The organism is Brevibacillus reuszeri (assembly GCF_002897295.1).
GTDB classification, from domain to species: Bacteria; Bacillota; Bacilli; order Brevibacillales; family Brevibacillaceae; genus Brevibacillus; species Brevibacillus reuszeri_A.
In genome coordinates this window covers 408135-434295 of record NZ_BEXF01000001.1, presented here as the reverse complement: position 1 = coordinate 434295, position 26161 = coordinate 408135, and the positions used below count along the sequence as shown (strand labels likewise).

23 protein-coding genes are annotated in these 26161 nt (G+C 49.3%); 3 read left to right on the top strand and 20 right to left on the bottom strand.

All coding sequences use genetic code 11. The annotated features are described in order from the left end of the window. Positions 1-2: 2 nt before the first annotated feature. From C3B52_RS02125 to C3B52_RS02030, 20 genes are all read right to left on the bottom strand, one after another. The gene (locus tag C3B52_RS02125; protein ID WP_103104433.1) at positions 3-728 is read right to left on the bottom strand and encodes an amino acid ABC transporter ATP-binding protein; all 726 of its coding nucleotides are present in this window, start codon (positions 726-728) and stop codon (positions 3-5) included. Between the two features lie 53 nt (positions 729-781). Beyond that, complete coding sequence (locus C3B52_RS02120) at positions 782-1438, bottom strand: amino acid ABC transporter permease (protein ID WP_103104432.1); 657 nt, start codon at positions 1436-1438, stop codon at positions 782-784. A gap of 13 nt (positions 1439-1451) precedes the next feature. Continuing rightward, positions 1452-2105, bottom strand: a complete 654-nt coding sequence (locus tag C3B52_RS02115; RefSeq protein WP_103104431.1) for an amino acid ABC transporter permease — start codon at positions 2103-2105, stop codon at positions 1452-1454. Between the two features lie 81 nt (positions 2106-2186). After that, a complete protein-coding gene (locus tag C3B52_RS02110) occupies positions 2187-3008 on the bottom strand; it encodes a transporter substrate-binding domain-containing protein (protein WP_103104430.1) in 822 nt (273 codons plus the stop codon). A gap of 22 nt (positions 3009-3030) precedes the next feature. Then, positions 3031-4188, bottom strand: coding sequence for a pyridoxal phosphate-dependent aminotransferase (locus C3B52_RS02105; protein WP_103104429.1), 1158 nt, complete (start codon positions 4186-4188; stop codon positions 3031-3033). Positions 4189-4236: 48 nt separating this feature from the next. Continuing rightward, entirely contained in the window at positions 4237-5136 is a 900-nt protein-coding gene (locus tag C3B52_RS02100) for a fumarylacetoacetate hydrolase family protein (RefSeq protein WP_103104428.1), read from the bottom strand. A 152-nt stretch (positions 5137-5288) separates the two neighbouring features. Beyond that, a complete protein-coding gene (locus C3B52_RS02095; RefSeq protein WP_103104427.1) occupies positions 5289-5753 on the bottom strand; it encodes a RidA family protein in 465 nt (154 codons plus the stop codon). A gap of 38 nt (positions 5754-5791) precedes the next feature. After that, the gene (locus tag C3B52_RS02090; protein WP_235615570.1) at positions 5792-6883 is read right to left on the bottom strand and encodes an alanine racemase; all 1092 of its coding nucleotides are present in this window, start codon (positions 6881-6883) and stop codon (positions 5792-5794) included. A 63-nt stretch (positions 6884-6946) separates the two neighbouring features. Continuing rightward, positions 6947-7969 carry a LacI family DNA-binding transcriptional regulator gene (locus tag C3B52_RS02085; protein ID WP_103104426.1) on the bottom strand — a complete coding sequence of 341 codons (1023 nt, stop codon included), beginning with the start codon at positions 7967-7969 and terminating at the stop codon, positions 6947-6949. 432 nt (positions 7970-8401) lie between these two features. Beyond that, positions 8402-8869: a hypothetical protein gene (locus C3B52_RS02080; protein WP_103104425.1), complete on the bottom strand. Its 468-nt coding sequence runs from the start codon at positions 8867-8869 to the stop codon at positions 8402-8404. 506 nt (positions 8870-9375) lie between these two features. Continuing rightward, positions 9376-10080, bottom strand: a complete 705-nt coding sequence (locus tag C3B52_RS02075; protein WP_103104424.1) for an ABC transporter ATP-binding protein — start codon at positions 10078-10080, stop codon at positions 9376-9378. Beyond that, the gene (locus C3B52_RS02070; RefSeq protein ID WP_306418804.1) at positions 10067-10861 is read right to left on the bottom strand and encodes an ABC transporter ATP-binding protein; all 795 of its coding nucleotides are present in this window, start codon (positions 10859-10861) and stop codon (positions 10067-10069) included. Before C3B52_RS02070 ends, C3B52_RS02075 begins: the two co-directional genes overlap by 14 nt. Continuing rightward, positions 10845-11792, bottom strand: a complete 948-nt coding sequence (locus C3B52_RS02065) for a branched-chain amino acid ABC transporter permease (RefSeq protein WP_103104422.1) — start codon at positions 11790-11792, stop codon at positions 10845-10847. The genes C3B52_RS02070 and C3B52_RS02065 overlap by 17 nt, the downstream gene beginning before the upstream one ends. 12 nt (positions 11793-11804) lie before the next feature. Next, complete coding sequence (locus C3B52_RS02060; protein ID WP_103104421.1) at positions 11805-12686, bottom strand: branched-chain amino acid ABC transporter permease; 882 nt, start codon at positions 12684-12686, stop codon at positions 11805-11807. Positions 12687-12791: 105 nt separating this feature from the next. Then, on the bottom strand, positions 12792-13943 hold the full coding sequence (locus C3B52_RS02055) for an ABC transporter substrate-binding protein (protein WP_373419703.1): 1152 nt from the start codon (positions 13941-13943) through the stop codon (positions 12792-12794). A 48-nt stretch (positions 13944-13991) separates the two neighbouring features. Next, positions 13992-15503, bottom strand: coding sequence for a histidine ammonia-lyase (hutH, locus tag C3B52_RS02050; RefSeq protein WP_235615568.1), 1512 nt, complete (start codon positions 15501-15503; stop codon positions 13992-13994). 31 nt (positions 15504-15534) lie between these two features. Further along, entirely contained in the window at positions 15535-16773 is a 1239-nt protein-coding gene (locus C3B52_RS02045; protein ID WP_103104418.1) for a branched-chain amino acid ABC transporter substrate-binding protein, read from the bottom strand. A gap of 27 nt (positions 16774-16800) precedes the next feature. Further along, complete coding sequence (locus C3B52_RS02040) at positions 16801-17961, bottom strand: M20/M25/M40 family metallo-hydrolase (RefSeq protein WP_235615567.1); 1161 nt, start codon at positions 17959-17961, stop codon at positions 16801-16803. A gap of 20 nt (positions 17962-17981) precedes the next feature. Further along, on the bottom strand, positions 17982-19268 hold the full coding sequence (gene hutI / locus C3B52_RS02035; protein WP_235615566.1) for an imidazolonepropionase: 1287 nt from the start codon (positions 19266-19268) through the stop codon (positions 17982-17984). Between the two features lie 90 nt (positions 19269-19358). Further along, the gene (locus tag C3B52_RS02030) at positions 19359-21095 is read right to left on the bottom strand and encodes a urocanate hydratase (protein ID WP_103104416.1); all 1737 of its coding nucleotides are present in this window, start codon (positions 21093-21095) and stop codon (positions 19359-19361) included. Between the two features lie 367 nt (positions 21096-21462). Between C3B52_RS02030 and C3B52_RS02025 the strand changes: the two genes are divergently transcribed. The 3 genes from C3B52_RS02025 to C3B52_RS02015 all read left to right on the top strand — a co-directional run bounded on the left by C3B52_RS02025 (position 21463) and on the right by C3B52_RS02015 (position 26149). Then, a complete protein-coding gene (locus C3B52_RS02025; RefSeq protein ID WP_103104415.1) occupies positions 21463-22881 on the top strand; it encodes a sigma-54 interaction domain-containing protein in 1419 nt (472 codons plus the stop codon). Positions 22882-22994: 113 nt separating this feature from the next. Continuing rightward, complete coding sequence (locus tag C3B52_RS02020) at positions 22995-25616, top strand: SLC13 family permease (protein WP_103104414.1); 2622 nt, start codon at positions 22995-22997, stop codon at positions 25614-25616. A 173-nt stretch (positions 25617-25789) separates the two neighbouring features. Next, on the top strand, positions 25790-26149 hold the full coding sequence (locus C3B52_RS02015; RefSeq protein ID WP_235615565.1) for a DUF3307 domain-containing protein: 360 nt from the start codon (positions 25790-25792) through the stop codon (positions 26147-26149). The last annotated feature ends 12 nt before the right edge of the window (positions 26150-26161 follow it).

Genomic DNA, 26161 nt, shown 5'->3' with positions numbered 1-26161 from the left:
CCTTAGATCACCTTGCGCAAAAAGGCTTGCGTGCGTTCATTTTTAGGTGCACGGAAGATTTCTTCTGGATCTCCTTCTTCGATGATATAGCCTTGGTCCATGAAAATGACCCTGTCCGCTACTTCACGGGCGAAGCCCATCTCATGCGTCACGACTACCATCGTCATGCCTTCTTGTGCCAGGTCCTTCATAACATTCAGGACCTCTCCAACCAGCTCAGGGTCTAGTGCTGAGGTCGGCTCGTCAAACAGGATGATTTTGGGGTTCATCGCCAGTGCACGCGCAATGGCTACACGCTGCATTTGCCCCCCGGACAGGTTCCCCGGATAGGAATCAGCCTTTTCCTTGAGTCCTACCTTTGCGAGCAATTCCAGTGCTTTGGCGCGCGCTGCTTCCTTGGACTCGTGCTTTACGATGACGGGAGCAAGCATGACATTTTCCAGAGCCGTCTTGTGCGGAAAAAGGTTGAATTGCTGAAAGACCATTCCTACCTCGGTACGAACCATATTGATATCCGTTTTGGCATTCGTGATGTCATGCTGGCCAATCAAAACCTGACCACTTGTGATTTGCTCCAACAAATTGAGGCAACGCAGAAAGGTGCTTTTTCCCGAGCCGGAGGGACCGATGACACATACCACTTCTCCCTCTTTAATCTCGCAATCGATCCCTTTTAATACCTCCAGCTTGCCGTAGCTTTTATGCAAATCCTTCACTTGAATGTTCATTGATTATCTCCCTTCCCACTACCAGCCTTTTCTACCAAGTGACGAGGCCAGACCTACGTTGAGCCCAGAAATCTCTTTTCGAAGTAATATGATGCCTTGGACAGTCCGAAGCAGAGTACGAAATACACCGCGGCAACTGCAAGGAAAGAGGCGATCGGGTTAAAGGTCAGGCTGCTGACGACCTTTCCTGCTTTTGTCAGATCAATGTAGCCGATGATGGAAACCAGCGACGAGTCCTTGATCAGTGCAATGAAAAATCCGATCCCCGGCGGAATGATGAACTTCATTGCTTGTGGGATAATGACATGCCGGAATTTTTGAAAGGTAGTCATCCCCAAAGCATCTGCCGCTTCGAATTGTCCTTTTGGTACGGACTGAATTCCCCCTCTGACGATTTCGCCCAAATAAGCGCCTGCGTAAATCGAGAGAGCCGCAACAGCGGAAAAGCCTTTGGAAAAGTTGATGCCGATATGGAGCATCGGAAGTGCAAAGTAAATCAAAAAGATGATCATCAAAAGGGGAACTCCCCTGACCAATCTGATATAGAGAGAAGAGAGGACGTTTGCCAGCTTGTTTTTGGATGCGGCTCCGAGACCGACGATGATCCCGATTGCACCACCTATCAGCAATGAGAAGAAACAAAGCTGGATCGTCAGCCACGCGCCATTTAATAACGGGACGAGATGTATCCAACCAAAATCTTGAGTCATTGTAATCCTCCCTTTACCATTTGAACACTTTTCTTGCCAAGGCGTTGGACAGGTACACAAAGATCGATGAGCATCCGTAGTAGAGCACTGTGGCAATCAATGTAATTTCCAATGTTCTGGATGTTTGCGTTTCAATATTCATCACTTGATACGTCAGTTCCTCAAGCGAAATGATGGAGGCGACGGAAGAGAACAAGAACAGCAAGACAAGTTGGTTTGTCAAAGCTGGAAACGCTGTGCGAAAAGCGGGTGGTAAAATGACATGGCGGAAGGTTTGGGCTGAGTTCATGCCCAGGGCGCTGCCTGCTTCATAAAGCCCTTTTGGAACACTGCTAAGACCAGCACGGAATATTTCAGCTGTATACGCAGCATTGTTGATCGTGATCCCGATCAAAGCAGACCACAGTGGACTAATATCCAGTCCCAATTGCCCCATTCCGAAGTAAAGCAGGTACAACTGCACGATCAATGGCGTATTGCGAAAAATTTCAATGTACGTGTTCCCAAAATAGCGAAGGGGAGTGATCTTGCTGGATTTGGCCAAGGCGACAAACAAACCAAGCACCGTACCGGCAAGCATACAGATGACCGTAATCATCAAGCTCGTGCCAAGACCACTTATCAGCAAAGGAATGTACGGGATAATATCATGGAAAACCAAATTCACGAACCAATCACCTCATTCTCAGGGTGATCAGAACGGGAGAACCTCGTCCCCCGTTCCGATTTATATGGGACTGCCAGAGGATTAGTAGGTCAACAGCTTCGGTGCATCTACACCAAATCGATTTTTGTACAATTCTGCACCCTCACCGGAATAGTTCAGGTTGCGGATAAAGTGGTTCAGGTAGTTCAGCCATTCCTGATCGCCTTTTTTCACACCCATCGCAATATAGGAGGATTGGAACGGTTGACCAGGCAGCGATTCGAATTCCTGATTCTTTTTCAGCAAGTCGAGAATGATGCCATCTTCTTCTACGAAAACATCAACCTTGCCCGTTTTCAGTGCCAAAAACGCATCTGCTGTGGAATCAAAGCGAACAAGCTGTGCTTCCGGGTAGTACTTGCTCAGCGCGATATCACCCGTGGAGCCTTTGGATACAGAAACTTTCTTTCCTTTTACGCCATCCCAGCTGCTGATCGGTTTATTTTTTGGATACATCGGAACCAAGCCGGCTGCGGAATACGGAATGGTAAAGTTGATCGACTTCGCGCGCTCGTTTGTTGGTGTAAACACAGAGATAGCTACATCGACTTTGTCGGATTCAAGAAGTGGGATGCGGTTTACTCCGTCAGTCGTTACGAATTCAATCTCGGCTCCCAACGACTCTGCGAGCTTGCGAGAAATGTCTGGGTCAAAGCCTTCGTATTCACCAGAAGCGTTCAGTACACTCCAGCCTGGGCTGTCAGCGTAAGTAGCGATGCGGATTTTTTTCGAGGCGATGATTTTGTCGAGTCGGCTCTGCGTATTTTGGGTGGGCGACGAGCTTGTTTCGGAGCTGCAAGCATTAACCAACAGAGCGAGTGACATCATGAGAGTCAGTAATGCACTTTTCTTTTTACGAAACATCGTAGAATCCCCCTTGATTTTGTTATTGTTTTCTATGTTTTGTTACAAAATCACAAATCCGCTTAACGCCTTCTAATAATTTGGAATCTTCAGTCGCGAGAGAGATGCGAATCATGTGTGCCGTCGTCGATCCAAAGGTGGTTCCTGGAGCCACTGCAACCCCGGATTCTTTGACCAAGGCAATCGCCAGATTCTCCTCCTCTGTTTCTATCCCGGAGAGATCGATCATCATGTAGAAAGCTCCCTTGGGCTTGTACGCCTTGATGCCAGCTTCCTCCAGCAACCTGTAAGCGCTATCACGTCTGGCCTGATAAATCTCGCGCATTTCGTGAACGAACTCCTGCGTCGAAGAGATGGCCGCTTCCGCAGCTTTTTGCGATACAGACGAAGCACATGAGACGAGCGGCTCCAACACTTTTGCAATAACGGCCGCAATCTGCTGCGGAGCAACTGCATAGCCGACCCTCCAGCCTGTCATTGCGTAGTTTTTGGAGAAGCCGAAGATGCTGATCACTCTGCCCTCTGTGTCATAGGACATCGGGGAGATATGCTTATCCTCGAACACGATCCCGTCGTAGACCTCATCGGAAATGATGTATAGATCATGCTTGGAAGCAAAGGCGAGAAGGTCTTTTATGTTCTCCTCACTGAGTACGCCGCCTGTAGGATTGCCGGGAGAGTTGATGATAATCGCTTTTGTTTTTGGTGTAACCACTCGCTCCAGCTCAGCGATATCTGGGACAAAGCCTGCGTCTGGCAAGAGCTTGTAGCGCTTCGGAATCGATTCCTGACTTAAAATGATCTGTTCGTAATTCGGCCAGCCTGGATCCGGTATCAAAACCTCTTCCCCGGATTCTACTAGCGACAGGACTGTTGCGACGAGCGCATTTACTGCTCCGGCAGTGACCACAATCTGATCAGTATTCACCTGTATTTCGTATTGGCGCTTCAGGTGATCTGCGATAGAGCTGCGCAGGCTGATCAATCCGGCATTTGCCGTATAGTGGGTAAACCCTTCGTTCATGGCTGCAAATGCTGCTTCGCGAATGTGGAGTGGTGTGTTTACATTCGGTTCACCCACTTCCAGATGGATCACATCCGGGATCGTTGCTGAGTAGTCCATGATTTGGCGTATGCCTGAACGTGGCAAGCTGCTTCTCGTTTGGGATAATGCTTTCATGTTCGCTTGTACCTCCTTAGGGAGTAGGAATTAGAGTTTGTAGGTGAGTCAGGCTTCGTCTTGAAAACGATTCGTCAAGCGACCGAGCTTTTCAATTTCGATCGTTGCTTCGTCTCCGGCCGCAAGCCAGATCTGCTTTTCCTTTGGATACCCCAGAATGACTCCCTCTGGTGTTCCCGTCAAAATGATGTCACCCGGTTCCAATGTCATGTACGAAGAGATATAGCTGACAATTTCGTCACAGGCGAAGATCATATCGCCAGTGTTGGAGTCTTGTCTCACCTCGCCACCCACATACGAGCGAATCCGCAGATCGTTTGGGTTGCCTACTTCATCAGAGGTGACCAGGTAGGGACCCACCGGACAAAATCCGTCACAGCTTTTGCCGAGCAGCCATTGACTCGTCCTGTTTTGCAGGTCACGCGCTGAAAGATCATTGGCATTGCAGTACCCGAATACGTATTCCAGAGCGTTTTCCTTGGAAACATGCTTCGCTTTTTTTCCGATGACGATCGCAAGCTCCGCCTCGTAATCGACTTGGCTTGTGCCTTTCGGAAGCTGAATCGTTTCCTCGTGGGCCGCAATGCTGTTCGCGAATTTGTTGAACAGTACGGGTGATTCGGGAATCGCGAGCTTGGACTCTTCTGCGTGCTTACGATAATTGAGGCCTACACAGATAATTTTTCCTGGCTGCGGAACACATGGCCCGAGCCGCAGACTGTCTTCCGCAAGCCATAGCTCGTCATCATTTGCATCGCTTGCCAGCGTCAAAAGCCGGGTAAGCCATTCCAGCACCTCGACTCCACCCTCTACAATCTGTTCGATCGACTGTAAGCTGGGATCGTCGGTGTGATATGTACCCGCTGCTTTGGCGATATCCAAGATTCCCCGCTCCGTCTTAATCCCTACTTGCAAGCCTCTCTCTGTATGAAAGGTCAGCAACTTCATTCTGTCATCCTCCCACGGTGGTTGTTGAATTTAGCAGGAAATTTGTACCAACTGAAATCTGATATCTGATGCATTAGCTTCATTTTATGGATCATACTACTAGCGAACACGGCTCATGTCAATTCATTTTTTTATAATTCCGAACATATTATCTATTCTTTGATTTGAACGATCATTTCGATCTCTACTGGGGTATGAAACGGCAGCTCGGACGTACCTATTGCGGACCTCGCATGTCTTCCCTGTTCCCCAAATACTTCTTCCAGTAAAGCAGAAGCTCCATTGATTACATAAGGCTGATCAGCAAAGCCAGGCGCGCTGTTTACAAAGGCTAGCAGCTTTACAATCCGCTCGATTTTGTCCAAATCGCCTAAATGAGCCTTCAGTACAGCAAGCAAATTAATCATCGTTTGTCTCGCAGCCAGCTGTCCCTCTTCAATCGTCAGCTCTTGTCCCAGCTTACCTGTAAACATCAGCTTGCCACTGACCCGACAATCATTCCCTGATGTATAGACGAGATTGCCTACCGTTACTGCCGGTACGTAAATAGCTGCAACAGGCGGCGGCTCGGGTAGCGTAATGCCCAGCTCTTGCAGGCGCTGCTCAATTCTTCCCATGTGAAAGCACTTCCTTTTTAATAAATGTATAAACGCTCTTAATAGTTGCAGCCTCGCGCATCCACGCGAATCGTATCAACTACCTGCTGCCCTCTGACCGTCGTAAGTGAATCATTCAAATTCGGAATGACACACGCATGGTTCGGGATAATCTCAATACGGTCTCCCACAGAAAAGGAAACGCTCGCAGGATCGAATTGCAGCATCCCATGCTCTTCATTTAGTGCCATGATCTGTACAGATGGATGACCTACTACAATCCCGTATCCATCATGATCCGGGGCGCGATCGCTCGTCAATGTCTTGGAACCGGCATCAAACGACGCTCTCCCAGGCATCGGGACACTGACTACTGTAGCGATCACACGCAGCGCACAGTCCTTCTCCTCCACAAGCCCGAGCTTTACCGCGGTTACATCATTAAATATATAATTGCCTGCTCGAACCTCAGTGACCCCTCGCAAATCCTCACATAATAATGAGGTTGGTGTGGAGCCTGCGCTGATGATCGCCAAGGAAATGCCAACTTCCTGCAGCTCGTCTGTAATCCTCTGAATCAGCTCTGACTCTTTTTTGACCACAGACTGGAGCGCCTCCCTGCCTTTTTCCCGATAGATTTGTCCAAAGTAAGAGAGGATACCTACGATGCGTATGCCTGTAAGCTCTCGCAGCTCGCATGCGAACGAGACGAGCTCATCCCCTGGCTGCCTTCCTCCACGGTGCAGACCTCCATCCACTTCAATCAGGACTTGTACTGGCTTACCTGTCGCTATTCCTACCTCGGAAAGCCCTTTTGCTCCCTCCATACTGTCTACCACGGTTATGATTTCAATAGATTGGTGGAGTCTAGCAAAGCGATCGAGCTTTTCTTTTCCAATGAGCGGAAAGGCAACCAAGATATTGTCTAATCCCGCTGCAGCAAACACTTCAGCTTCTGACAGCTTGGCTACTGTGATACCATGGGCCCCTGCTGTGAGCTGCATTTTGGCAAGCGCAACAGACTTGTGTGTCTTCATGTGTGGCCGATGCTTGATCCCTTGCTCTGCCAGCTTGCCTGCCATTTTTGCTAGATTCGCTTCAACGATGTCCAGATCTACGATCACCGCTGGCGTCGTTAGTTGTTCGTACAAGTGAGGCACCCCCTTTTTTAGTTAATCGTTTTCGTATATCGATTAACTAACTTCCAAAAAAAATTAGAATTCTGTGGATTCTCGTTGGATGAGCTGCATCATCAGCTCCAAGGTCTGTGGTGGTGCTTCTTGTCCCTGTTGAATTTGCGCGATCATCATCTCCGCGGCTTGGCGCCCTATTTCATAGGTCGGTTGAGACAATACGGTCAAGGTTGGTCTCGCAATCGACGCCCACTCGGGATCGTCGAAGCCGATCAGCAGCAAATCCTCTGGCACCTGGTAGTTCAGCTGATGAATGGCTTTTAGCACCATCAGTGAGAGCTTTCCGTTACCGGCAATCAGCCCGATTTTTTCTGTAGGCCGCTTGCTTTCAACCAGTTTTTTTACATGCTCATTCACTAATGCTTGGGAATACTCCTCGATGACGTTCAATGAAGCCTGAACCTTGCTGTTGTTTTTCGCAAACTGTTCAAAAGCATAAATACGCTCATACCGAGGACTGATACCATCCGGGTCAGATATGAAGAGATGGAGACGATCACAGCCTCTTGCTGTCAAATGCTCAATCGCGAGCAATGTGCCCTGTGTGTTGTCCGTCGTAACCGTAGAAAAAGGCATTCCCGGCAGCTTGCGGTCAATCAAAAGGACAGGAATAGCAGATCCGATTCGCATCAGTAAATCATTGTTTTTGCCCGAAGAGTTGATAATCAAGCCATCGATGTGCTTCGATTCCAGCATCATGAGGCTTTCCCGTTCCTTCTCGGGATCTTCGTTTGCATTGCAGATGATGATACTGTATCCAAGCTGGCTGCATATCTCTTCCATCCCCTGGATGACCGAGACCGAGTATGGGTTGCCGATATCTGCTACTACAAACCCGATTGTATTACTGCGATCGTTGCGAAGTCCGCGTGCCAGCTGATTCGGTTTGAAGTCCAGCATCTCGATAGACTTCTGAATCTTTTCCTTTGTTTCCTGGCCCATCGCTTCATAGCGTCCGTTCAGAAAGCGTGAAATCGTAGTAGTAGATACGCCTGCATGCTTTGCTACGTCTTTTATTGTGATTTTTACTAGTTTCTTTTTCATGTACAGCCTCCTTAGTTAATCGTTATACGATAACGATTAACTAACTATCTGAAAACATCATATTCCTACTCGGTGACAAAATCAATACATTTTTTAAAATGATCTGACATTTCAGTTTTGATGAAATAATCAGTTCTTATCTTTTAAGTCAAATTGCTATTCGACCGTAGCAAACGTAAAAGATGCACTTTAGTTGAGTCTCGACGCCACTAACTAAGAACGTCATTTTCAATCTGTTTTAAGTCATTCGGTTTATTATTAGAATCTAGCATATTAGGTGCAGCAAGTCCGATGCTCCTTAATCCATTCATACTGAGATCTATTAATCGTTTCCCTCCTCCACTTGATTCTGAAAGCAGAAGAGATGGGGGACGAGGTAGTAAATTTAGAAAATGAAAATCGCACCCTTTTCGGGTGCGACATACGAAGGTATTATTTTTCCTTTTCGTAATCCCATGTTCCATTATTTTCATTATATTTGAGTTTGAAAACTAGAACTTCTCCATTTTCTCTGTTAAACGAAAAGGAGCCTTCTTTTAAATCTTCATCCAAGAGTATGACTGGAATTGTATCCCCTACTTTGGCGTGTTCCTGCATAATTTCGTCCTGCACTTCAATGAACGCACCAGCTACGTCCTCAATATATTTATTTCTCATTTCCTCTTCAAAAATCCCGCTATGGATGAAATCATTATATATCCATTTTTTCCCGTTCTCATCCGTCAAAGTTGTCATTCTTTCCAAATCTTTCGTTTTTACTTCGATTCCCAATGAATGAAGCGTTTTCTGGTGATTGGATTTTTTTAATTGTACTATATCTTCACTTGCATATAGATTGCTACCAGCGAAAACAGCACCAGCTAAAACAAGCCCACAAATAAGTACACTTCTTTTCTTCATATATAAACCTCCCTACTTATTATTATTTAGGCCACACGGGATTGGAAGATGCCCGTCACTTAACGGGCTGATACTGCTATCATCCGCAGCAAAACTGATCGAAGTCGATATAGTGAGAGCGCATAGGGCTGTCTAACCTCTAAAAAAGAAATTCCAAAATCATACCAATTTTATAAAAAGACAAAAAATATCCAATAGGTATAATATACCATTTCTATGTAATTGTTAGTAAAAATTAGCGTTCCCATTCAAGTAATAAAAATCGCACTCTTTCCAGTAACTTATGGTCGATTTCCTTTGGCTGTATCCTCATTCGAGAGATTCACGCGCTGAAGAGAGCAAAGGACTGCAGCATGAAAAACGCAAGGGTTTAGACCTTTACTACAGAGAAGATTAGTCCATACAATTTTTAAAAGCTATCTATCAAGGGATGCTTTGCTATGGTAACAACAATATTAAAGAGCATCCTGATTACATCAAGGATGCTCGATATTTCCACGTGCTTGCTACCTCCCCAAATACGCCCTCTTCACGTTATCCTGCTCACGGAGGTTTTGAGCCGTATCGTGCAGCCGAATCTCTCCATTTTCTAGCACGTAACCGCGGTCTGCTACGGCCAACGCCATCAATGCGTTTTGTTCAACCAATAGAATCGTGATACCCTGCCCTTTGATGCGGCGAATTGTGTCGTATATGTCTTTGACAACGATCGGTGCCAGTCCCATGGAGGGCTCATCCAGTATGAGCAAGCTGGGCTTCGCCATCAGTGCACGCCCGATCGCCAGCATCTGCTGCTCCCCTCCACTCATCGTGCCCGCCATCTGGTTCGCCCGTTCAGCCAGCCGAGGAAACAGCTGGTAAATATCTTCCATCTCCTTTCGCAGCGATGCTTTGGAGATTTTCCTGGCGTACGCACCCATCAGTAAGTTTACTGCCACCGTCAGCTTGGGAAAAACCCGCCTCCCCTCTGGAACCATCACGATGCCTTCGCGGACGATTTTGTGGGTCGCTTTGCCCTGCAAGTCGACTCCCCGATATTGGATCATTCCGCGAGAAGGTGTAATCCCGCATATCGCATTCAAGGTCGTCGTTTTTCCAGCCCCATTGGAGCCGATCAGCGTCACGACTTCCCCCTCGTTGACTTCAAGTGATACATCGCGAACCGCCTGAATCCCTCCATAGGAAACATGCAGCTGTTCAATTCGCAGCACGATGAGTCACCCCCTCATCGTCTACCTTGCCGATGTAAGCCTCGATGACTTCAGGATTGGAAATGACGGCTTCCGGAGAATCATCGGCAATCTTGACCCCGTGATCCAGCACAGCGATCCGATCACATAGCCCTGTCACCATCGTCACATTATGCTCGATCAGAATGACAGTTGTCCCATTCTCCCTGATTTTTCGTATAAGCGCTGTCATTTCCTGTACTTCCTCTGCATTCATCCCGGCTGTCGGTTCATCCAAAAGCAGCAATTTTGGCTTGGCAACGAGCGCTCTGGCTATCTCCACACGCCGCTGATTCCCGTAGGATAGACTTCCTGCCTCCAGCTGCTCATAGTTCGCAAGTCCAACCAGCTCCAGCAGACGCAAGCTTTCCGTATGCACAATTGCTTCTTCATCCTTTGCCGAGCGAAGCCCCAAAATGGCGGCCCACAGTCCACTGGACGTTTTGCCGAACATACCCAGCGCCACATTGTCCAGAACAGTTTCTTCTTTCAATAAACGGATGTTTTGAAACGTCCGCGATATCCCGCTTTTGGCAATCCGAAACGGCTTTAGACCGTGAATCGGCTTTTCCTCAAACATGATGGTGCCAGCATCTGGCTTGTAAATCCCGGTCAAGATGTTAAAAAAGGTTGTCTTCCCTGCCCCATTTGGACCGATCAAGCCAAAAATCTCGCCCTGGTTCACTTGCAGGCTTACCTGATCTACTGCAACCAAGCCTCCGAAGCGCTTTGTGATACCTTCGATTTTAAGCAACCTGATCACCACCCTTGATCGACGCTTCCTTGCCTCGCGAGTAGCTCTTATTCTTTTTAAAGCCAGTCTTTCCAAACAAGCCTTTTGGACGGTAACGCATCACGATCACCATCAGCAGGCCATAGACCATCATTTTGTACACGTCGAGGTTTTGCATCTCCATAAAATCAAGCTTGAACAAGCGAAACAGCTCGGGCAAAAGGTACAAGACACCGACACCAAACAGGGTGCCGCGAATACTGCCGAGTCCTCCCAGCACCACCATGCTAAGTACGGTCACAGAGATCGTGAAGCCAAACGATTCTGCACTGATATACGATGCCTTGTGGGCAAAAAGCGCCCCGGCCGCTCCCGCATACGCCCCGCCTATCGCAAACACCAGCACTTTGTAGTAGGTGGTGTTAATGCCCATCGCCTGCGCCACCATCTCATCCTCTCGTATCGTCATCCATGCCCGTCCTATGCGGGATTTCGTTATCTTTTGCATCACAAAAATTCCCGCCAACAGTACAACGACGACCAGCAGCAGGTAGCCTACGTTTTTCAGCTCCACCCCAAACAACGAGGGAACGGGGATCGAATCAATCCCGTAAGCACCACCTGTAATTTCCGCATTTTTAAAAACAGATTGGGCAATCAATCCAAGCCCGAGTGTGGTTATCGCTAAAAAATCTTCTCGTACCCGTAAGCTGGGCAGACCCAAAATCGCACTGATAACAAACGTAATGACCACAGCACTCCCCATCGAGGCCCACGGATTCATACCGTACGTGACTGACAAAATCGCAGAGCTATAGGCCCCGATGCCGTAAAAGGCCGCGTGCCCGAGCGATACCTGTCCCGCATAGCCCGTAATCAGATTCAAGCCGAGTCCCAGCAGGAGATAGATGATCAAGAAGACGACAATATCGACGTAGTACGGGTTCAACATGTCATCCATCAGATTCATCACCTACACTTTCTCAATATGCTTACCAAACAACCCAGATGGTCTGATCAGCAAAATCAAAATGAGGATCACAAACGCAATCGCGTCTTTATCAATCACGAGGTCAGTCATGAAGCCGTCACCAAGTGACTCAACGATCCCTAGAAGCAACCCGCCGACGATGGTACCGCGTATGGAGCCAAGCCCGCCCAGCACGACTACACAAAACGCCTTCAGACCGGGCAGTGCGCCCATCGTTGGTGAAATCGAGTTAAAATTGATGGCAACGAGAACCCCTGCAACCGCAGCTAAAGCCGAGCCTAGCATAAATGTGACAGCGACCACTCGGTTGACGTTGATCCCCATTAACGATGCCGCGCGAATATCCTGAGCGGCCGCCTGAATCGCGATCCCCAGCTTGGTCAGCTTGAGAAAACCGTACAGCAAGCCGAGACAAACCACCCCTGCGATGATGATGTACAGCTTTGTGTTCGTAATCGTGATCGAATCTGTGAGCGTGATGATCGAGGTTGTTATTCCCGTTTCCGGAAAAGCGCGCGAATCGGAGGTAAACATCACCTGAAAGACATTTTCCAGGAAAATCGAAATACCAACCCCACTGATCAGCGTCGTGATCGGATGCGTTCCCCGCAGCGGCCGATAGGCAAAACGCTCAATGCTCATACCGACAATCCCCGATACGACCATGGCAAAAAGCAGAGCAACTGCAAAAGGAAGCTGCAAGTACAAAATACCGATCATGGCTGCAAAGGCTCCGATCATGTAGATCACACCATGCGCAAAATGGAGCAGTCTCAAGACACCATACACCATCGTAAGGCCAAGCGCGATCAGGACATAATGAAAGCCTAGTGCTACACCATTGAGCAGTTGTTGAGCAAGCATACCTCGCTTCACCCCTTTTTCTAAAAAATGGTAAAAACCATTGAATTGCCAAAAAGAGGACCAGCCGATTAGTCCTCTTTCCCCACATATCGCTCACAGATTGGTTTAGTTGTATACCTTCGAATGGACGAATTGGAACTTTCCATCCTTGATCGTCATAAAAATGACGGGCTTGATGACCTCATGATCGGCTCCAAACGTTATTTTTCCTGAGGTGCCCTCAAAATCTTTCGTTTCGTTGATCGCTTTGGCAAGCTGCTCTTTGTCGGTCCCCACCTTTTTCATTCCTTCTAAAATGACCATTGCGGCATCATAGCTTTGGGACGCCAGCATCCCAGGCTCACTCTTGTATTTTGCCGTATAGTCTTTGACAAATTTCTGGACAATGTCACGCTGATCCGATGTGTAGAACGAGGTCGTAAAGGTAGAGTCCTCCGTGTTTGATTTCCCCAGCTCCAAATATTTCGGAGAATCAAATCCGTCCACGCCCAATAGCTGTGCACCGATTCCCGCTTCTTTAGCCTGCTGGACGATAGCCGCCGCCTCGTTGTAATATCCCACGACATAGAGCGCATCTGGATTCGCTGCCTTTATCGCGGTTAAAAGTGAGCTGAAATCCTTGTCTCCCATCTTGAACGGCTTATCGATCACCACTTTGGCACCAAGCTTCTCTGCCTCGATTTTGAATGCGCCATAAATGGACTTTCCGTAGTCAATGTTCACATACAGGACAGCAATATTTTTCTTTTTCAGGTCATTCACCGCATAATCCGCCATTGCTTTGCCCTGGATATCACCGGTATAAATCACCCGATTGACGTAGTCTCCCCCTTTGGTAATGTCCGGATGAACGGCGTACGCGACGACCATCGGGATTTTGGCTTCTTGCACTTTAGGAGCAACCGTTTTGGCAGGTCCGCTGTATGCGCCATTCACGAGCGCCACTACTTTGTCGCTGTTGATTAATTTTTGCACAGCTTTGAGCGCTTCTTCCGGTTTGCCTTGGTCATCCTCCGTGACGAGCTGAACTTGCTTGCCGCCTATCCCTCCAGCAGCATTCACCTGCTCAACAGCAAGCAAGGCTGCGTCCCGACTGAGCGTACCATCTGTTGCCGTGGGGCCGGTTAACGGTCCGAACCAGCCCACTTTGATTGTATTCGCATCGGCTGACGAGCTGGCAGAGTTACTCCCCGCACATCCCGATACGAGAAGTGCCACTCCTAAAAAGGCGGCGAACAATCCATTCCGTTTTTTCAACACGCATACCCCCTTTAGCGGAATTATTCGCAAAATATTCCGACACATTCACACGATCTCTTCTGCTAGCAATGCCTGCGCAAGCATTTCAATCTGCTCACTGATCGCTGTATCCGTCGTAAGTGGCGGGATGATTTCTCGTACCCACTCCAGGTGCTGGCGTGTTCGCGGTGCCAGGTCATCCTCTGCTTGCTGCAAATAAATCGCCTGCGAAGCGCAAATCATTTCTATCGCAATAACACGAGCTGCATTCGCAATGATTTCACGTGATTGACGTGCCGCAATCGTCCCCATGCTGACATGGTCTTCCTGATTTGCCGAGGACGGAATTGAATCGACGCTGGCGGGATGGGCGAGCACCTTATTTTCCGAAACAAGTGCGGCAGCTGCGTACTGGGCAACCATCAATCCACATTCAAGGCCCGGATTGGGTGCGAGAAAAGGCGATAGGCCGCTCAGCTGCGGATTAACGAGTCGCTCGATTCTACGCTCGGAAATATTGGCCCACTCGGCAGCGGCGATTTTGAGCAAATCCATCGCCAAAGCAATCGGCTGACCGTGGAATTGCCCACCCGAGAGAACACGTCCATCCTCAAGCACGATCGGGTTGTCAGTCGTTGCATTCATCTCTGTCAAAATTTTATCTTCGGCATATCCCCACGCTTGCCAGGAAGCGCCATGCACTTGCGGAATGCAACGAATCGAGTAGGCATCCTGTACGCGCAGCTCCCCCTGCTGAGTAATTCGCCGACTGCCGCCCAGCCATGTCCGAATACGTCCCGCTACCAGCTCCAGCTCTTTGTGCGGGCGAGTCGCCAGCAGTTCAGGCGAAAAGGCATCGATGATCCCACGCAGCGCTTCCATCGTCAGGCAAGCTGCCATATCCGCGGCCAGCCCGAGATGCTCAGCCTCCGTAATCGCGATTGCTCCTACGCCCGTCATACATTGCGTCCCGTTAATCAAAGCCAAGCCTTCCTTCGCACCCAGCTTGACTGCGGCAAGTCCAGCACGCTCCAGTGCCACTTTTCCAGGCAAACGCTCTCCCTCGTATTCCGCATAGCCTTCTCCAACGAGAATCAACGCCATATGAGCCAAAGGAGCCAAATCTCCACTTGCGCCAAGTGAGCCCTTGGAAGGGACGATAGGATGAATGCCGCGGTTCAGGCAATCAATCAAAAGCTGCAAGGTTTCCGCACGGATTCCGGAATAGCCTTTGGCAAGCGCATTCGCACGCAAGACGAGCATCGCCCGAATAACGGGTGTAGGCAGTGGTTCTCCTACGCCAACCGCATCGGCCCGCAAGAGATTCAATTGCAAAAGGCCAACGTCTTCTGCATCAATGCTTACATCACTAAGCTTTCCAAAGCCTGTATTGACGCCATAGATGATTTTTCCTGTGGCCACCTGCTCTTCGATTCGCCTGCGACTTTCCTGTACTCGTATCCATGCCTCCTCCGATATGACGCACGTCGCTTTCCTCTCCACAATCTGACGCAGCTGTTCACGCGTCAATCGCTCTCCGTCTAGCTCCACTACTTCGGCAAATTGTGCTTGTGTCACTGGCTCATCCATTCCTTTCCATTGGTCCTGATTACTCTACCTTGCCTACGTATACGGACTTATCGTTCTCGTATTTGAATATAAATACGTCGGCGCTTTGGTTATCCCCTTTGTCATCAAAAGTGACCGTTGTAAACTGGCCCTTGAAGTCTTTTGTCTTGTGAACCGCTTCTAGCACCTGCTCTCTCGTAGGCTTTTTGCCACCATTTGCTTTGATCGCTTCCACCATGGCATTCAGCAGCAGATTCGTAGAGTCAAAGCCGTATACCGAGAGTGTTTCCAGCGGTTTATTCATCGCCGCTTTATATTCCTCCGCCCATTTCTTGCCTTCCTCCGTCTGCGTCACATCCCCGGATATGGAGGTAAAGACGACACCCTCGGCGGCAGGTCCCGCAATTTTCACCATGTCAGAGGAATCAAGTCCGTCTCCGCCCATGAAAATGCCCTTGTAATTTTTTTGCCGCGCTTGCTTGACGATAATGCCACCCTCTGGATAGTGACCGCCGAAATAAATCATGTCCGGATTTTTCGCCATCACCTGATTAAGAACAGCCGTATAATCCTTCTCTCCGACCGTCACGCCTTCGTAACCCAGTACCTCGATTCCGTCTTTTTCAAATTGGGCTTTGACTTCGCCGGTCAAGCCTTGGCCGTATGAAGTTTTGTCATGGAGAATAAACACACTTTTTACTCCCAACGCCGCTTTGGCATACATCGCAGCTTTCGGTCCCTGTGCGTCATCCCTGGCTACGATGCGATGCACCGTCTTTTTGCCCTCTTCGGTCAGCTTCACGGCTGTGTTAGCAGGCGACACCATGACCAATCCGCCTTCCTCGTATTTGACAGAAGCTGCGATCGCCACCCCGGAGTTTAGATGACCGATTACCCCAAGCACTTCGGGATTGGAGATCAGCATCTCTGCGTTCGCTACGCCCATTTTGGGATCAGCCTGATCGTCCTGCGGATACAATTGCAAGTCAAAGCCAAGCTTTTTGAACTCTTCCTTTTTTTGATTCAGCGCGTATTCCGCACCGCTTTTGATCGCATCGCCCAGTGAAGAGGAAGCTCCAGATAGAGGGCTTTGGGTCGCAACCAAAATTTTTCCCCCAGCTTCTGCATGGTTTGTCGTTGCGCCTTCAGATGAGCTGGCAGGGCTTTGGGTAGCAGTAGCTCCGTTGTTTGCCTGATTGCTTGCTGCTCCACAACCTCCGAGCGTGCTACTGGCAACGAGAACAGCAGAAAGGATGCTTATTTTCGCATGCTTTTTCATACGGCTTGATCCCCCTTATCTGACCCTTTATTTTGGTTTGTGCATCTCGTACCATTCACAAATGAGCGCAGCTACGTATTTACCCGTATTCACCAAGTTCTCGATGCTGATATGCTCCTGGTAAGAATGGATGTTGCGAAAGCCCAGTCCCAGCGTAATGCAGGTCAAGCCATTTTCATTGAGCACATTCGTATCCGCTCCGCCTAGCGTCCTCGTCAAGTAAGGCTTTACCCCGATCCTCTCTGCCGCACGGATTGCGGATTGGACGAAATCGGATTGTTCCGGAATAGCAAACCCGGCATATTTCTTCTCGATACGAGCATGTGCAGTGCCGTTAAACGATTTCGTTGCTTCTGTAAACGCTGCGCACATATGCTCGATTTGCTCCTGCAAGCCTGTGGCGGTAAAGCTGCGCACTTCACCGCTCACCTTGACCATTCCCGGGATGATCGACGTCAGCTCACCGCCCTGTATCACCCCGATATTTGCGAGTGTCTCCTCGCTTATTTTGCCTAGCTGCATCTCGCGAAGAGCGGCTGCTGCGATCAAGATGGCATTGATTCCTTCCTCCGGATTTAGGCCGATATGCGATTGCTTACCCTCGATTTCCCACCAAATCCGACTGCTGTACGGTCCTTGCAGGATGATTTGCCCAACGTCTCCGCTGCTGTCAAAAATGTAGCCAGTCTTGCTCCTCACCTTGGAGTAATCCAAATATTTGGCTCCAACCAACCCGGGCTGTTCGTAGACGGTCAAGATCAGCTCGATCGGTCCACATGGTGCTCCTGTTTCCTGAATCACCTGAATCGCTTCCAGATAGGCTGCCAAAGCTGCTCGATCATCGGCACCAAGGATCGTCGTCCCGTCTGAGTAAATGACGCCATCCTTTATGACGGGAGTAAGTCCGGCTGTAGGCAGCACTGTATCCATATGGGTCGAGAGGAAAAGCGGAGGCAGATTCGGATCAGTGCCTTCCCACCAAGCGATCAAATTGCCGCAATTTCCCCCAATCTGCTTATGAGCCTCGTCAAATTGAATGGTAAATCCCATCTCGGTCAAAAGTGGTACGAGGACATCCGCAATCGGCTTCTCATCTCCGCTGGGTGCATTAATTTTGGCTAGCTGCAAGAAGCTGTCCAGCAAGCGTTCCCCGTTCACTGCTTCCGCCGCTTGAAACTGGGTTCTCATTTTCTCCTCCATCCTTTCTGTCAGACTAGCTTTTCTGTCCCTGTTTCCAGATAAGAGCGATCAACGACCTGCTTCCCGCGCTTGATTACCCTCTCAACTACATTGCCACCCAGCTGATAGATCACATGCTCGTAGGACGGGACATTCCAGATTTGCAGATCAGCCAGTTTTCCAGCCTCAATCGACCCACGATCCTTCCCAAGCCCGAGCGCCATCGCTCCTCCAATCGTTGCAGCCCGCAGTGCTTCTGCCGGGGACATCCGATACAGACGGCAAGCGAGTGCCATCACGAATTGCATCGATTCCGTCCAGCAGCCCGGGCACAGGTTGGTCGCCAGTGCTACGGTCATGCCGGAATCAATCATCGCCCGCGCATCAAATGGTCGTGGATGACGTACAGCAAAATCGAGAGCAGGCATCAGTACGCCCGTGACCCCGGCATTCGCCAGCTTTTGCATGACAGCAGGTGGCGTGTAGTTCAGATGATCAGCCGAAACCATCCCCATCTCAGCAGCCAAATCCGAGCCGCCTACATACGAATACGCATCCGTATGAATCTTTGGCGAAAGCCCCGCATCCGCTGCTGCCCGTAAAATTTTTTCCGATTCCTGCGCGGTAAAATGCCCGTCATCGCACCAGACGTCACAATAGGTAGCAATTCCAAGCCCACTCACCCATGGAATCATCTCATCGAGCAAAACTCCCATGTACACCTCTTTGGGGAGTTGTGCCGGCCAGCCATGCGCACCGAGAAACGTACTGATGATATCTACAGGCATGATCTTTGCCAGCTTGGCATTTACATGGAGCATCTTGATTTCATCTGTCGTCGTCAGGCCATAGCCGCTTTTGCTTTCGACCGTTGTTGTTCCAGCTTGCAGCATTCTAGCCAGCCGCTCTCTGGCAGTTTGAAACAGCTGCTCTTCACTGGCACCTCTCGTCATCTCGACAGAAACCTGAATCCCAGTCTGAATTCCCATCCGTGCCAGCTCTGACGGATCATCTATCGTCATTTTGGCTGCATACTCCTGCACCCGTGATCCTCCAAAAACGAGGTGTGTATGACAATCGACGAAGCCGGGAGCAACAACTTTTCCCGAAGCATCAATCACATCGGCATGCTCCATGTCGACCTCGGCAGCAACCTGGTCCCGGGTCCCAACCGCAATAATCTCCTCCTCTGCGATTGCGACCCAGCCTCCCGGAATTCTCTCAACTGAGCTGACATCGGTACCTCGGCAGGTGACGACCTCCGTAGCGTTTTGAATGATGAGACTCGCCCGGCTTTTCTGCACCTGTTTGTTCATTTACCCTCCACCCCCTAGGCAGTCTGTGACACAAGGAATTATGACAGGGACGCTGCCACGAGATCAGCAGCAGCGTCCAAGCAACGTTTTTTAACGGGATAGACTCGTATTGTCTGCTTCTTTTTCCTTGAGATCATTTGGTCCGAACGTAGCTGTAGGTGTCCACCAGAGCGGGATTTTGATACTTTCCTTGGTCAGCTCTCCTTGTCCATTGGCTACATCCTTGGCAATTTTGTAGCCTGCCTGTGCGTGACGTACAACCCCGATGCCTGAGTCCACGGTCATGCAAACGGACAAGCGCATATGCGCATCTTCTGTCCCGTCGGCAATCATCGTCACGCCTGTATGAACAGCCTCGCCCATCGAGTAGTTCGCCTGAATCGCGATCAAATCGCACATCCCGACTGCGTTCAACAACCCGTTCAGCATCGGCCAGTCAGAAATCAGGTCGCCGCCATCCATCATTTTCTCGGATTCAAAGGTAGGGTTAACGATCGAGCCCGAGTCCAGATTGTCTCTTGAAAACGCCACGGGTCCAGCCAGCTCGCCGCGCTTGATCATCTCATTTACTTCAAGTGCAAACTCCTTGCGCTGACCAAAGCCGAGGTAGCAGATGCGCGCTGGCAAGCCTTCGATCGGGATGTGCTCGCGAGCCAGCTTGATCCAGCGAGTGACGAGCAAATCGTCCTTGAACTTCTCCAGCACCATGCTGTCGATCTTCTCCAAATCCGATTTCTCCCCAGACAAGCAGGTCCAGCGGAAAGGTCCGCGGCCTTCGCAGAAAAGCGGTCTGATGTACTCGGAGACGAAGCCGGGAATTTTCATCGCTTCTTCCTCAGGCATTCCGGCGTCCCTGCACTCCTTGCGCAGGCTCGTGCCATACTCGAATGCGTGCACGCCTTTGTCAAAAAACTGGTTGGTCACACGCAATTCACGAATCATCGTTTTCCGTGCCAGCTGCAAATACAGGTCGCGGTCGGAGTGGCGCAGCTCCTCTGCTTCCTCTGGCGTATAGCCAGCCGGGAGGTATGAAAGCGGATCATGGGCGGGCGTCATCGAGGTCAAAATGTCAGGCATGAAGCCTTTTTCGTACGCTTCTTCAAATACATCTGCTGCATTGCCCACGACAGCGACTCCAAGTGACTTGCCCTCGGCTGCATGCTCTTTGGCCAGCTCAATAGCATGATCGAGTGAATCTGCCAACAGATCGATATACCCTACACTCATGCGGCGACGAATAATCGTTTCGTTTGCGTCTACGAGGATACATACACCACCGTGCATCGTCATCGCCCGGGTCTGATTGCCGCCCATGCCGCCAGCGCCTGCCGTAAGCATGATTTTTCCGACGAGCGAATCGTTGTAATGCAAGCGCGCAATGGCTGACAGCGTCTCAAACGTTCCCTGGATCACCCCTTGCGTACCAATGTACTCCCATGGTGCTGCTGTATACTGAGCGAAGATCGTCAGGTTTTTGTCCTGCAAATCGTAGAAAACGGGCCACGATGGCTTCATGATATTGGTCGTTGCCATAACGACTGTCGGTGCGTATTTATGTGTTTTGAATACAGCTACTGGCATCCCTGACTGCACGACCAGCGTCTCGTCTTCCTCCAGCTCCTTCAAGGAGTTCACGATCGCATGGTACGATTCCCAGTTTCTCGCGCACTTGCCGATTCCACCGTAAATGACCAGCTCCTCTGGCTTCTCGGCATTTTCCATGTTGTTCTCAAGCATGCGGAGAATCGATTCCTGTCTCCACCCTTTGCACCGCAGGGTAGAACCTCGACCAGCTTTTACGGAATATAGAATTTCAGGTTTGCTCATTTCGTTTCTCCTCCTCAGGTTTTTGTGTAAGTCCTTGTTGTCTGATAGATATAGCACTTATTGTGCCAATGTTCTGAATTTATCTCCACCGCCTATTTCACTGCCTTTTTCTAATTCCACGCAAAAAAGAGACCCCGTCATGGAATCTCCTTTCGGCGCAAAAACGTTTGCGATTGGCCAGCTCTGCACATGTTCCTCTCGTCAAAAGCTTGCTGTGACGCTATTTACCTCCACCGCAAAAACTTTCTGCGCAAATAGTTTCTTCTCTTTACGAATCGTGACGGATGTGAGCACTTCTGCTATTCTATGAGTTAGAAAGTTCTGAAAAATAACCACTCGCGTGATGAGAATTGGAGCGTGATCATGGATGCTTTCAACCGATGCTAGACTCGCTTGCCTGGAACAGATCGTAGATTCGCTGAACGAAGGTGTGCTTGTGAGTGACCACGAAGGGAGAATCATCCTCTACAATAAAGCCCAGGAAAAGCTGGAAGGCCTGAAAAGTGAAAATGTCATCGGAAAATACTTGTGGGAGGCCTACAATTACAATCCAGAAATGTCCGAGCACCGACGTGTCTTCACCAGTGGACAGCCTGTCATCGCACAGTACCGGGCACATGCGCATATTAACGGCATCCCGCAATACGTCACCTACAGTACATATCCGATTATCCATAATGGAGAAACCATTGGTGTATTCTCGATCAGTCACAACGAGACGAAGCTGAAAAACCTGCTGCATGAAACGATTGAATTAAAACGCAAAATCGTCACGCAAAACAAAGGCAGCAAGGAACAGCCCAGCAACGGTACAACTTATACTTTTGGCAGCATTAAAGGCAGCAGCTCTGTCATGAAAGGACTCATAAAAGACGCGCAAAATGTAGCCATGCACGACACGGATATATTAATTGTCGGAGAAACAGGCACTGGGAAGGAATTGTTCGCCCAAAGCATTCACAATCACAGCAAGCGAGCCAAAAGTCCTTTTGTCGCGATCAACTGCGCAGCCATTCCGGAAACTCTTTTGGAAAGCACTCTTTTCGGAACGGTAAAAGGCTCCTATACGGGGGCTGCCGATCAAATGGGGCTGTTTGAATACGCCCAGGACGGAACGCTTTTCCTCGATGAGATCAACTCGATGCCGATCACACTTCAGTCAAAATTAATCCGCGTCCTCGAAGAACGCATGGTTCGCAGAGTTGGTGCCAATGCCGTGACACCTGTACGCTGCACCATCATTAGTGCCTCCAATGAAGCGCCAAAAGAATTGATTGCCACAAGCAAGCTGCGCTCTGACCTGTATTACCGCATCGCTCGCACATGTCTTATCATTCCTCCTCTTCGCGAGCGCAAGGATGATATTGTCTTTTTGATTGATTACTTCCTCACCCTCGCCAGCAAGCAGCTAAACAAAAACGTACACGGTCTGTCCGCACGCCTACACGAGCTTTTTCTGCAATACAAATGGCCCGGCAACATACGCGAGCTGCACCATGTCATTGAAAATCTGATCATTCGTGCCGACGAGGATCAGAGCCTACTGGATATCGACCATCTTCCTGCCTACCTGCGTGAAAATATGATGGAAAATAGCCTGCTTGGGGTCTCTAGCCGCACAAGGGAGCGCAGACCACTAAAAACGGTCACCACTCCCTACGAAGAACAATTTATTCGAACGATTTTGGATCAAGCTGACTGGAATATTACGAAAGCAGCGGAAAAAATCGGTACCACTCGCCAAAGCTTGCAATATCACATTAAAAAACTGAATATTCGCAGGTAGCATAATTGTACGATGATTTTCTAGCTGAATGGTTCGAATCAGATTATAATATTAGCGAGTAATATAATCCGCATAATGGTTCTCATTATGTTTTTTAGGCGGGAGGTGGACTTTTGACCACGCTTCAACGAATTGAAATGTTCAAGCAGTTGTCCAATATGGAGCTAGCGAAGCTGCTTGGAAAATTGGAACGAAGAACGGTTCCCGTAGGCACTATCTTGTTTTCGGAGGGCGATCCCGGGGACAATCTGTATGTAATCAAAAGTGGCAAGCTTGAGCTATTCATCGACGCCAAAAAAAGCGGTGCAGCTCAATCGATTTCTGTACTAAGTGAAGGTGATACACTCGGGGAAATGGCGATGCTGACCGGTGAGGCCCGCTCCGCGACTGCGATCGCGGCAACCGATGCAGAGCTGTATATCATTAATCGGGAAACATTCGACAAGCTCGTGGAGGAGCAGCCGTCCATTTCGTCCTATTTTATCCGCTTATTGTCCAGCCGGTTGACAAGCACGAATAAACAGCTTTTGGTAAACAAAGAGCAAAACTACCAAGCCGTTGCGCTGGAGCTGGACACCTTACCTGTATCTCTCACTCATGCCTTGCTATGGTGCTCAGAATTTCCACGTGTCCACTCAAGCGTGGCAGAGCGGCGGTTTGGAATTTTGCTCGATCAAGCTTTGGAGCAATTTCCGGATGCAAACAAGTATCTCCAGCGAGTAGAAGCACAGCCGGAATGGTTCACGCTTGTTCCCGGGATGCGGCGTCTCCTCTCCGAAATTGCTACGGTAAGGTTTGGGCATGAGGAAAAACGTCGCTGGATTGCCGAAATGCTGGAAGATTATCAAAAGAGCAACGATTGGGATGCCGCCATCGAGCTACTGGGTGTAGCCGGTAGATGGACAGAGGCTTTGCAAATCGCCCTGCATGTCCTGCCTGAGCTTGTGGAAGCTAGCAAAAAGCGTTTATTTATGCTGCTAGCCGATTGCCCACCAGAGAAAATTGTAGAAAAGGATGAACTTTTGAAAGGCTGTATTCTCTATGGAGAGCCAGCCGAGCATCCCGAGGTCGGACTAGCACTATTGGATCGGGCCTGGAGTGATTTTGGCGCCAGCTACACGACCGAGCAATGGATTACTACATATGAATGGGCTGCCGAGCTGCATGCCCGATTAAACAGGCACCAGCAAGCTATGGAATACTTAACGCTTGCGGAAGCCAAAAGATCGCTCACCGGAATCGCTGGTGAAGACGGCAGTAAAGAGTATGACCTAGCCAAGCAGCAATTGGCACAGCAGCACAGTCGCACTCGCGCCTACAATACGGTCGGGCTGTTTCACAAAAGCAGGCTCGGTGGATGGGTTGCTGCTATTCTGCTTCCAATCAGCTTGATACTCTTTCATTACATAGAGCCCATCGGCGGCTTATCTCGCGCCGGAATGGATTTCATCGGGATCGGAGTCGCTGCCGTCATCCTCTGGATCGTTAATATCATCCCCGATTACATCGTCGGACTTGGGATGGCTATGGCTTGGGTTCTAGGCGGACTAGTCGGACCAGAGGTTGCTCTCTCCGGATTCGCCTCAACCACTTGGCTTTATATGATTTTTATTATGGCGTTCATTGCGGTAATCACCCGCTCTGGTATTTTGTTTCGCGTGTCTCTCAATGCGTTAAAACGATTTCCACGACATTATCGTGGGCAATTGTGGGGTGTCGTTGCCGGAGGAATGCTGCTCAACTCGTTGATCCCATCCTCCTCTGCCAAAGTATCTCTCGGAGTGCCGCTTGCACGAACCTTGTCCGAATCGATGGGGTTTGCTGACAAGAGCCGCGGCGCAGCAGGACTTGGGCTGGCAGCCATGATTTTTTATGGCTTCACCGCGCCTTTTGTACTGACTGGCTCCTATACAAACATGATGGCATATGGACTTGCTGCTGTCTCTGAGCCGATCAACTGGCTGCAATGGTTCTTATATGCACTGCCCGCCTTTCTTATTTTTTCGGCTATCATGCTCGTCATCCTCCAGCTCATGTTTCGAAACGTACGTCAAGTACGACCGATATCAGATGAAGTGCTGGATGAACAGCTACAGCTACTGGGACCATGGTCGAAAGCAGAGCGCATTGCCGTTTCAACCACACTGGGGAGTATCGTCCTGCTGATTCTTGCCCCTTTGCACGGAATCGATAGCGCATGGATTATGCTGCTCGGCTTCGCTATTTTGGTGATTAGTGGAGCGCTTGACCGGCAAACCGTTTCAAACGGAATTGACTGGCCTTTTCTCTTGTTCTTAGGAGTCGCGTTCAGTTTTGCTACGGCCACTCAAGAGCTAGGCATTGCAGACGCGCTTTCTACCTTTCTCGGTGAAAAGCTCTCCGTGTTTCTGACAAGCCCTACCCTTCTCTTGACCGTTGTCATTCTCGTTTCGTTTCTCGTCACTCTCATTATTCGGGACGATCCTGCTGTTATCTTACTCGTGACTGCCCTGCTTCCATTGGCACAGCAGGCAGGCATCCACCCTTGGATTTTCGTCTTTGTGATTTTGCTGGCTACAGACCCATTCTTTTTTACCTATCAATCACCGACCTATTTAACCGCTTACTATAGCTCAGAGGGTAAGTCCTTTAGCCACAAGCAAGGTCAAAAAATTGCAGTTGGCTACGCACTTGCCATCATCCTAGCCATCGCCGCCAGCGTGCCGTATTGGGAATGGATCGGCTTGATCAAATAATCGGAGGAAAGAAATTATTCGTTTTGTGAACCAGAACACAAAAATCCCCCGCTCCTTTCGTTACAATAGGATAGACATCTCAGCAAAGCTTCAGAATTTTTTACTACTTTTGTACCAGATTCACTTATAATGGAGGGCGTGATGGACCCTCCAATGGGGGGAGTCAAGGAGAAGTGAATCATTTTAGTGCTTTTGACATTCTGCTCATTGCCCATTTGATAGGGGACTATATGTTTCAAACCGAATGGATGGCCAAATACAAGGCGCAGCGCTGGCTTCCATTACTCGCTCATTGTCTTGTGTACACAGCGGTCATCTCACTCGTTGCTTATTTGTTTATTCCGGGCGGTTTATCTGTCTGGGCGATCTTATTCGTATTTGTTACTCATGTGATTTTAGATCGCCGAACAATTGTTTTCCTCTGGTATCGAAAAATTATGCGTGTCACAGACGATGGGAGCAAGTGGCTGATGGTCATGTGCGATCAAATTTTTCATCTCATCGTCCTCGCAGCAGCTTTGGTCATCAGCTGAAGCAAAAAAGGA

Bases quoted from the DNA above. Each gene is read 5' to 3' on its own strand.
- C3B52_RS02060 (WP_103104421.1), bottom strand. From the start codon at position 12,686: ATGCTTGCTCAACAACTGCTCAATGGTGTAGCACTAGGCTTTCATTAT.
- C3B52_RS02085 (WP_103104426.1), bottom strand. From the start codon at position 7,969: ATGAAAAAGAAACTAGTAAAAATCACAATAAAAGACGTAGCAAAGCAT.
- C3B52_RS02095 (WP_103104427.1), bottom strand. From the start codon at position 5,753: ATGGGAAGAATTGAGCAGCGCCTGCAAGAGCTGGGCATTACGCTACCC.
- hutI (WP_235615566.1), bottom strand. From the start codon at position 19,268: ATGAACAAACAGGTGCAGAAAAGCCGGGCGAGTCTCATCATTCAAAAC.
- C3B52_RS02120 (WP_103104432.1), bottom strand. From the start codon at position 1,438: ATGACTCAAGATTTTGGTTGGATACATCTCGTCCCGTTATTAAATGGC.
- C3B52_RS02080 (WP_103104425.1), bottom strand. From the start codon at position 8,869: ATGAAGAAAAGAAGTGTACTTATTTGTGGGCTTGTTTTAGCTGGTGCT.
- C3B52_RS02100 (WP_103104428.1), bottom strand. From the start codon at position 5,136: ATGAAGTTGCTGACCTTTCATACAGAGAGAGGCTTGCAAGTAGGGATT.
- C3B52_RS02045 (WP_103104418.1), bottom strand. From the start codon at position 16,773: ATGAAAAAGCATGCGAAAATAAGCATCCTTTCTGCTGTTCTCGTTGCC.
- C3B52_RS02040 (WP_235615567.1), bottom strand. From the start codon at position 17,961: ATGAGAACCCAGTTTCAAGCGGCGGAAGCAGTGAACGGGGAACGCTTG.
- C3B52_RS02065 (WP_103104422.1), bottom strand. From the start codon at position 11,792: ATGGATGACATGTTGAACCCGTACTACGTCGATATTGTCGTCTTCTTG.
- C3B52_RS02030 (WP_103104416.1), bottom strand. From the start codon at position 21,095: ATGAGCAAACCTGAAATTCTATATTCCGTAAAAGCTGGTCGAGGTTCT.
- C3B52_RS02110 (WP_103104430.1), bottom strand. From the start codon at position 3,008: ATGTTTCGTAAAAAGAAAAGTGCATTACTGACTCTCATGATGTCACTC.
- C3B52_RS02025 (WP_103104415.1), top strand. From the start codon at position 21,463: ATGCTTTCAACCGATGCTAGACTCGCTTGCCTGGAACAGATCGTAGAT.
- C3B52_RS02125 (WP_103104433.1), bottom strand. From the start codon at position 728: ATGAACATTCAAGTGAAGGATTTGCATAAAAGCTACGGCAAGCTGGAG.
- C3B52_RS02105 (WP_103104429.1), bottom strand. From the start codon at position 4,188: ATGAAAGCATTATCCCAAACGAGAAGCAGCTTGCCACGTTCAGGCATA.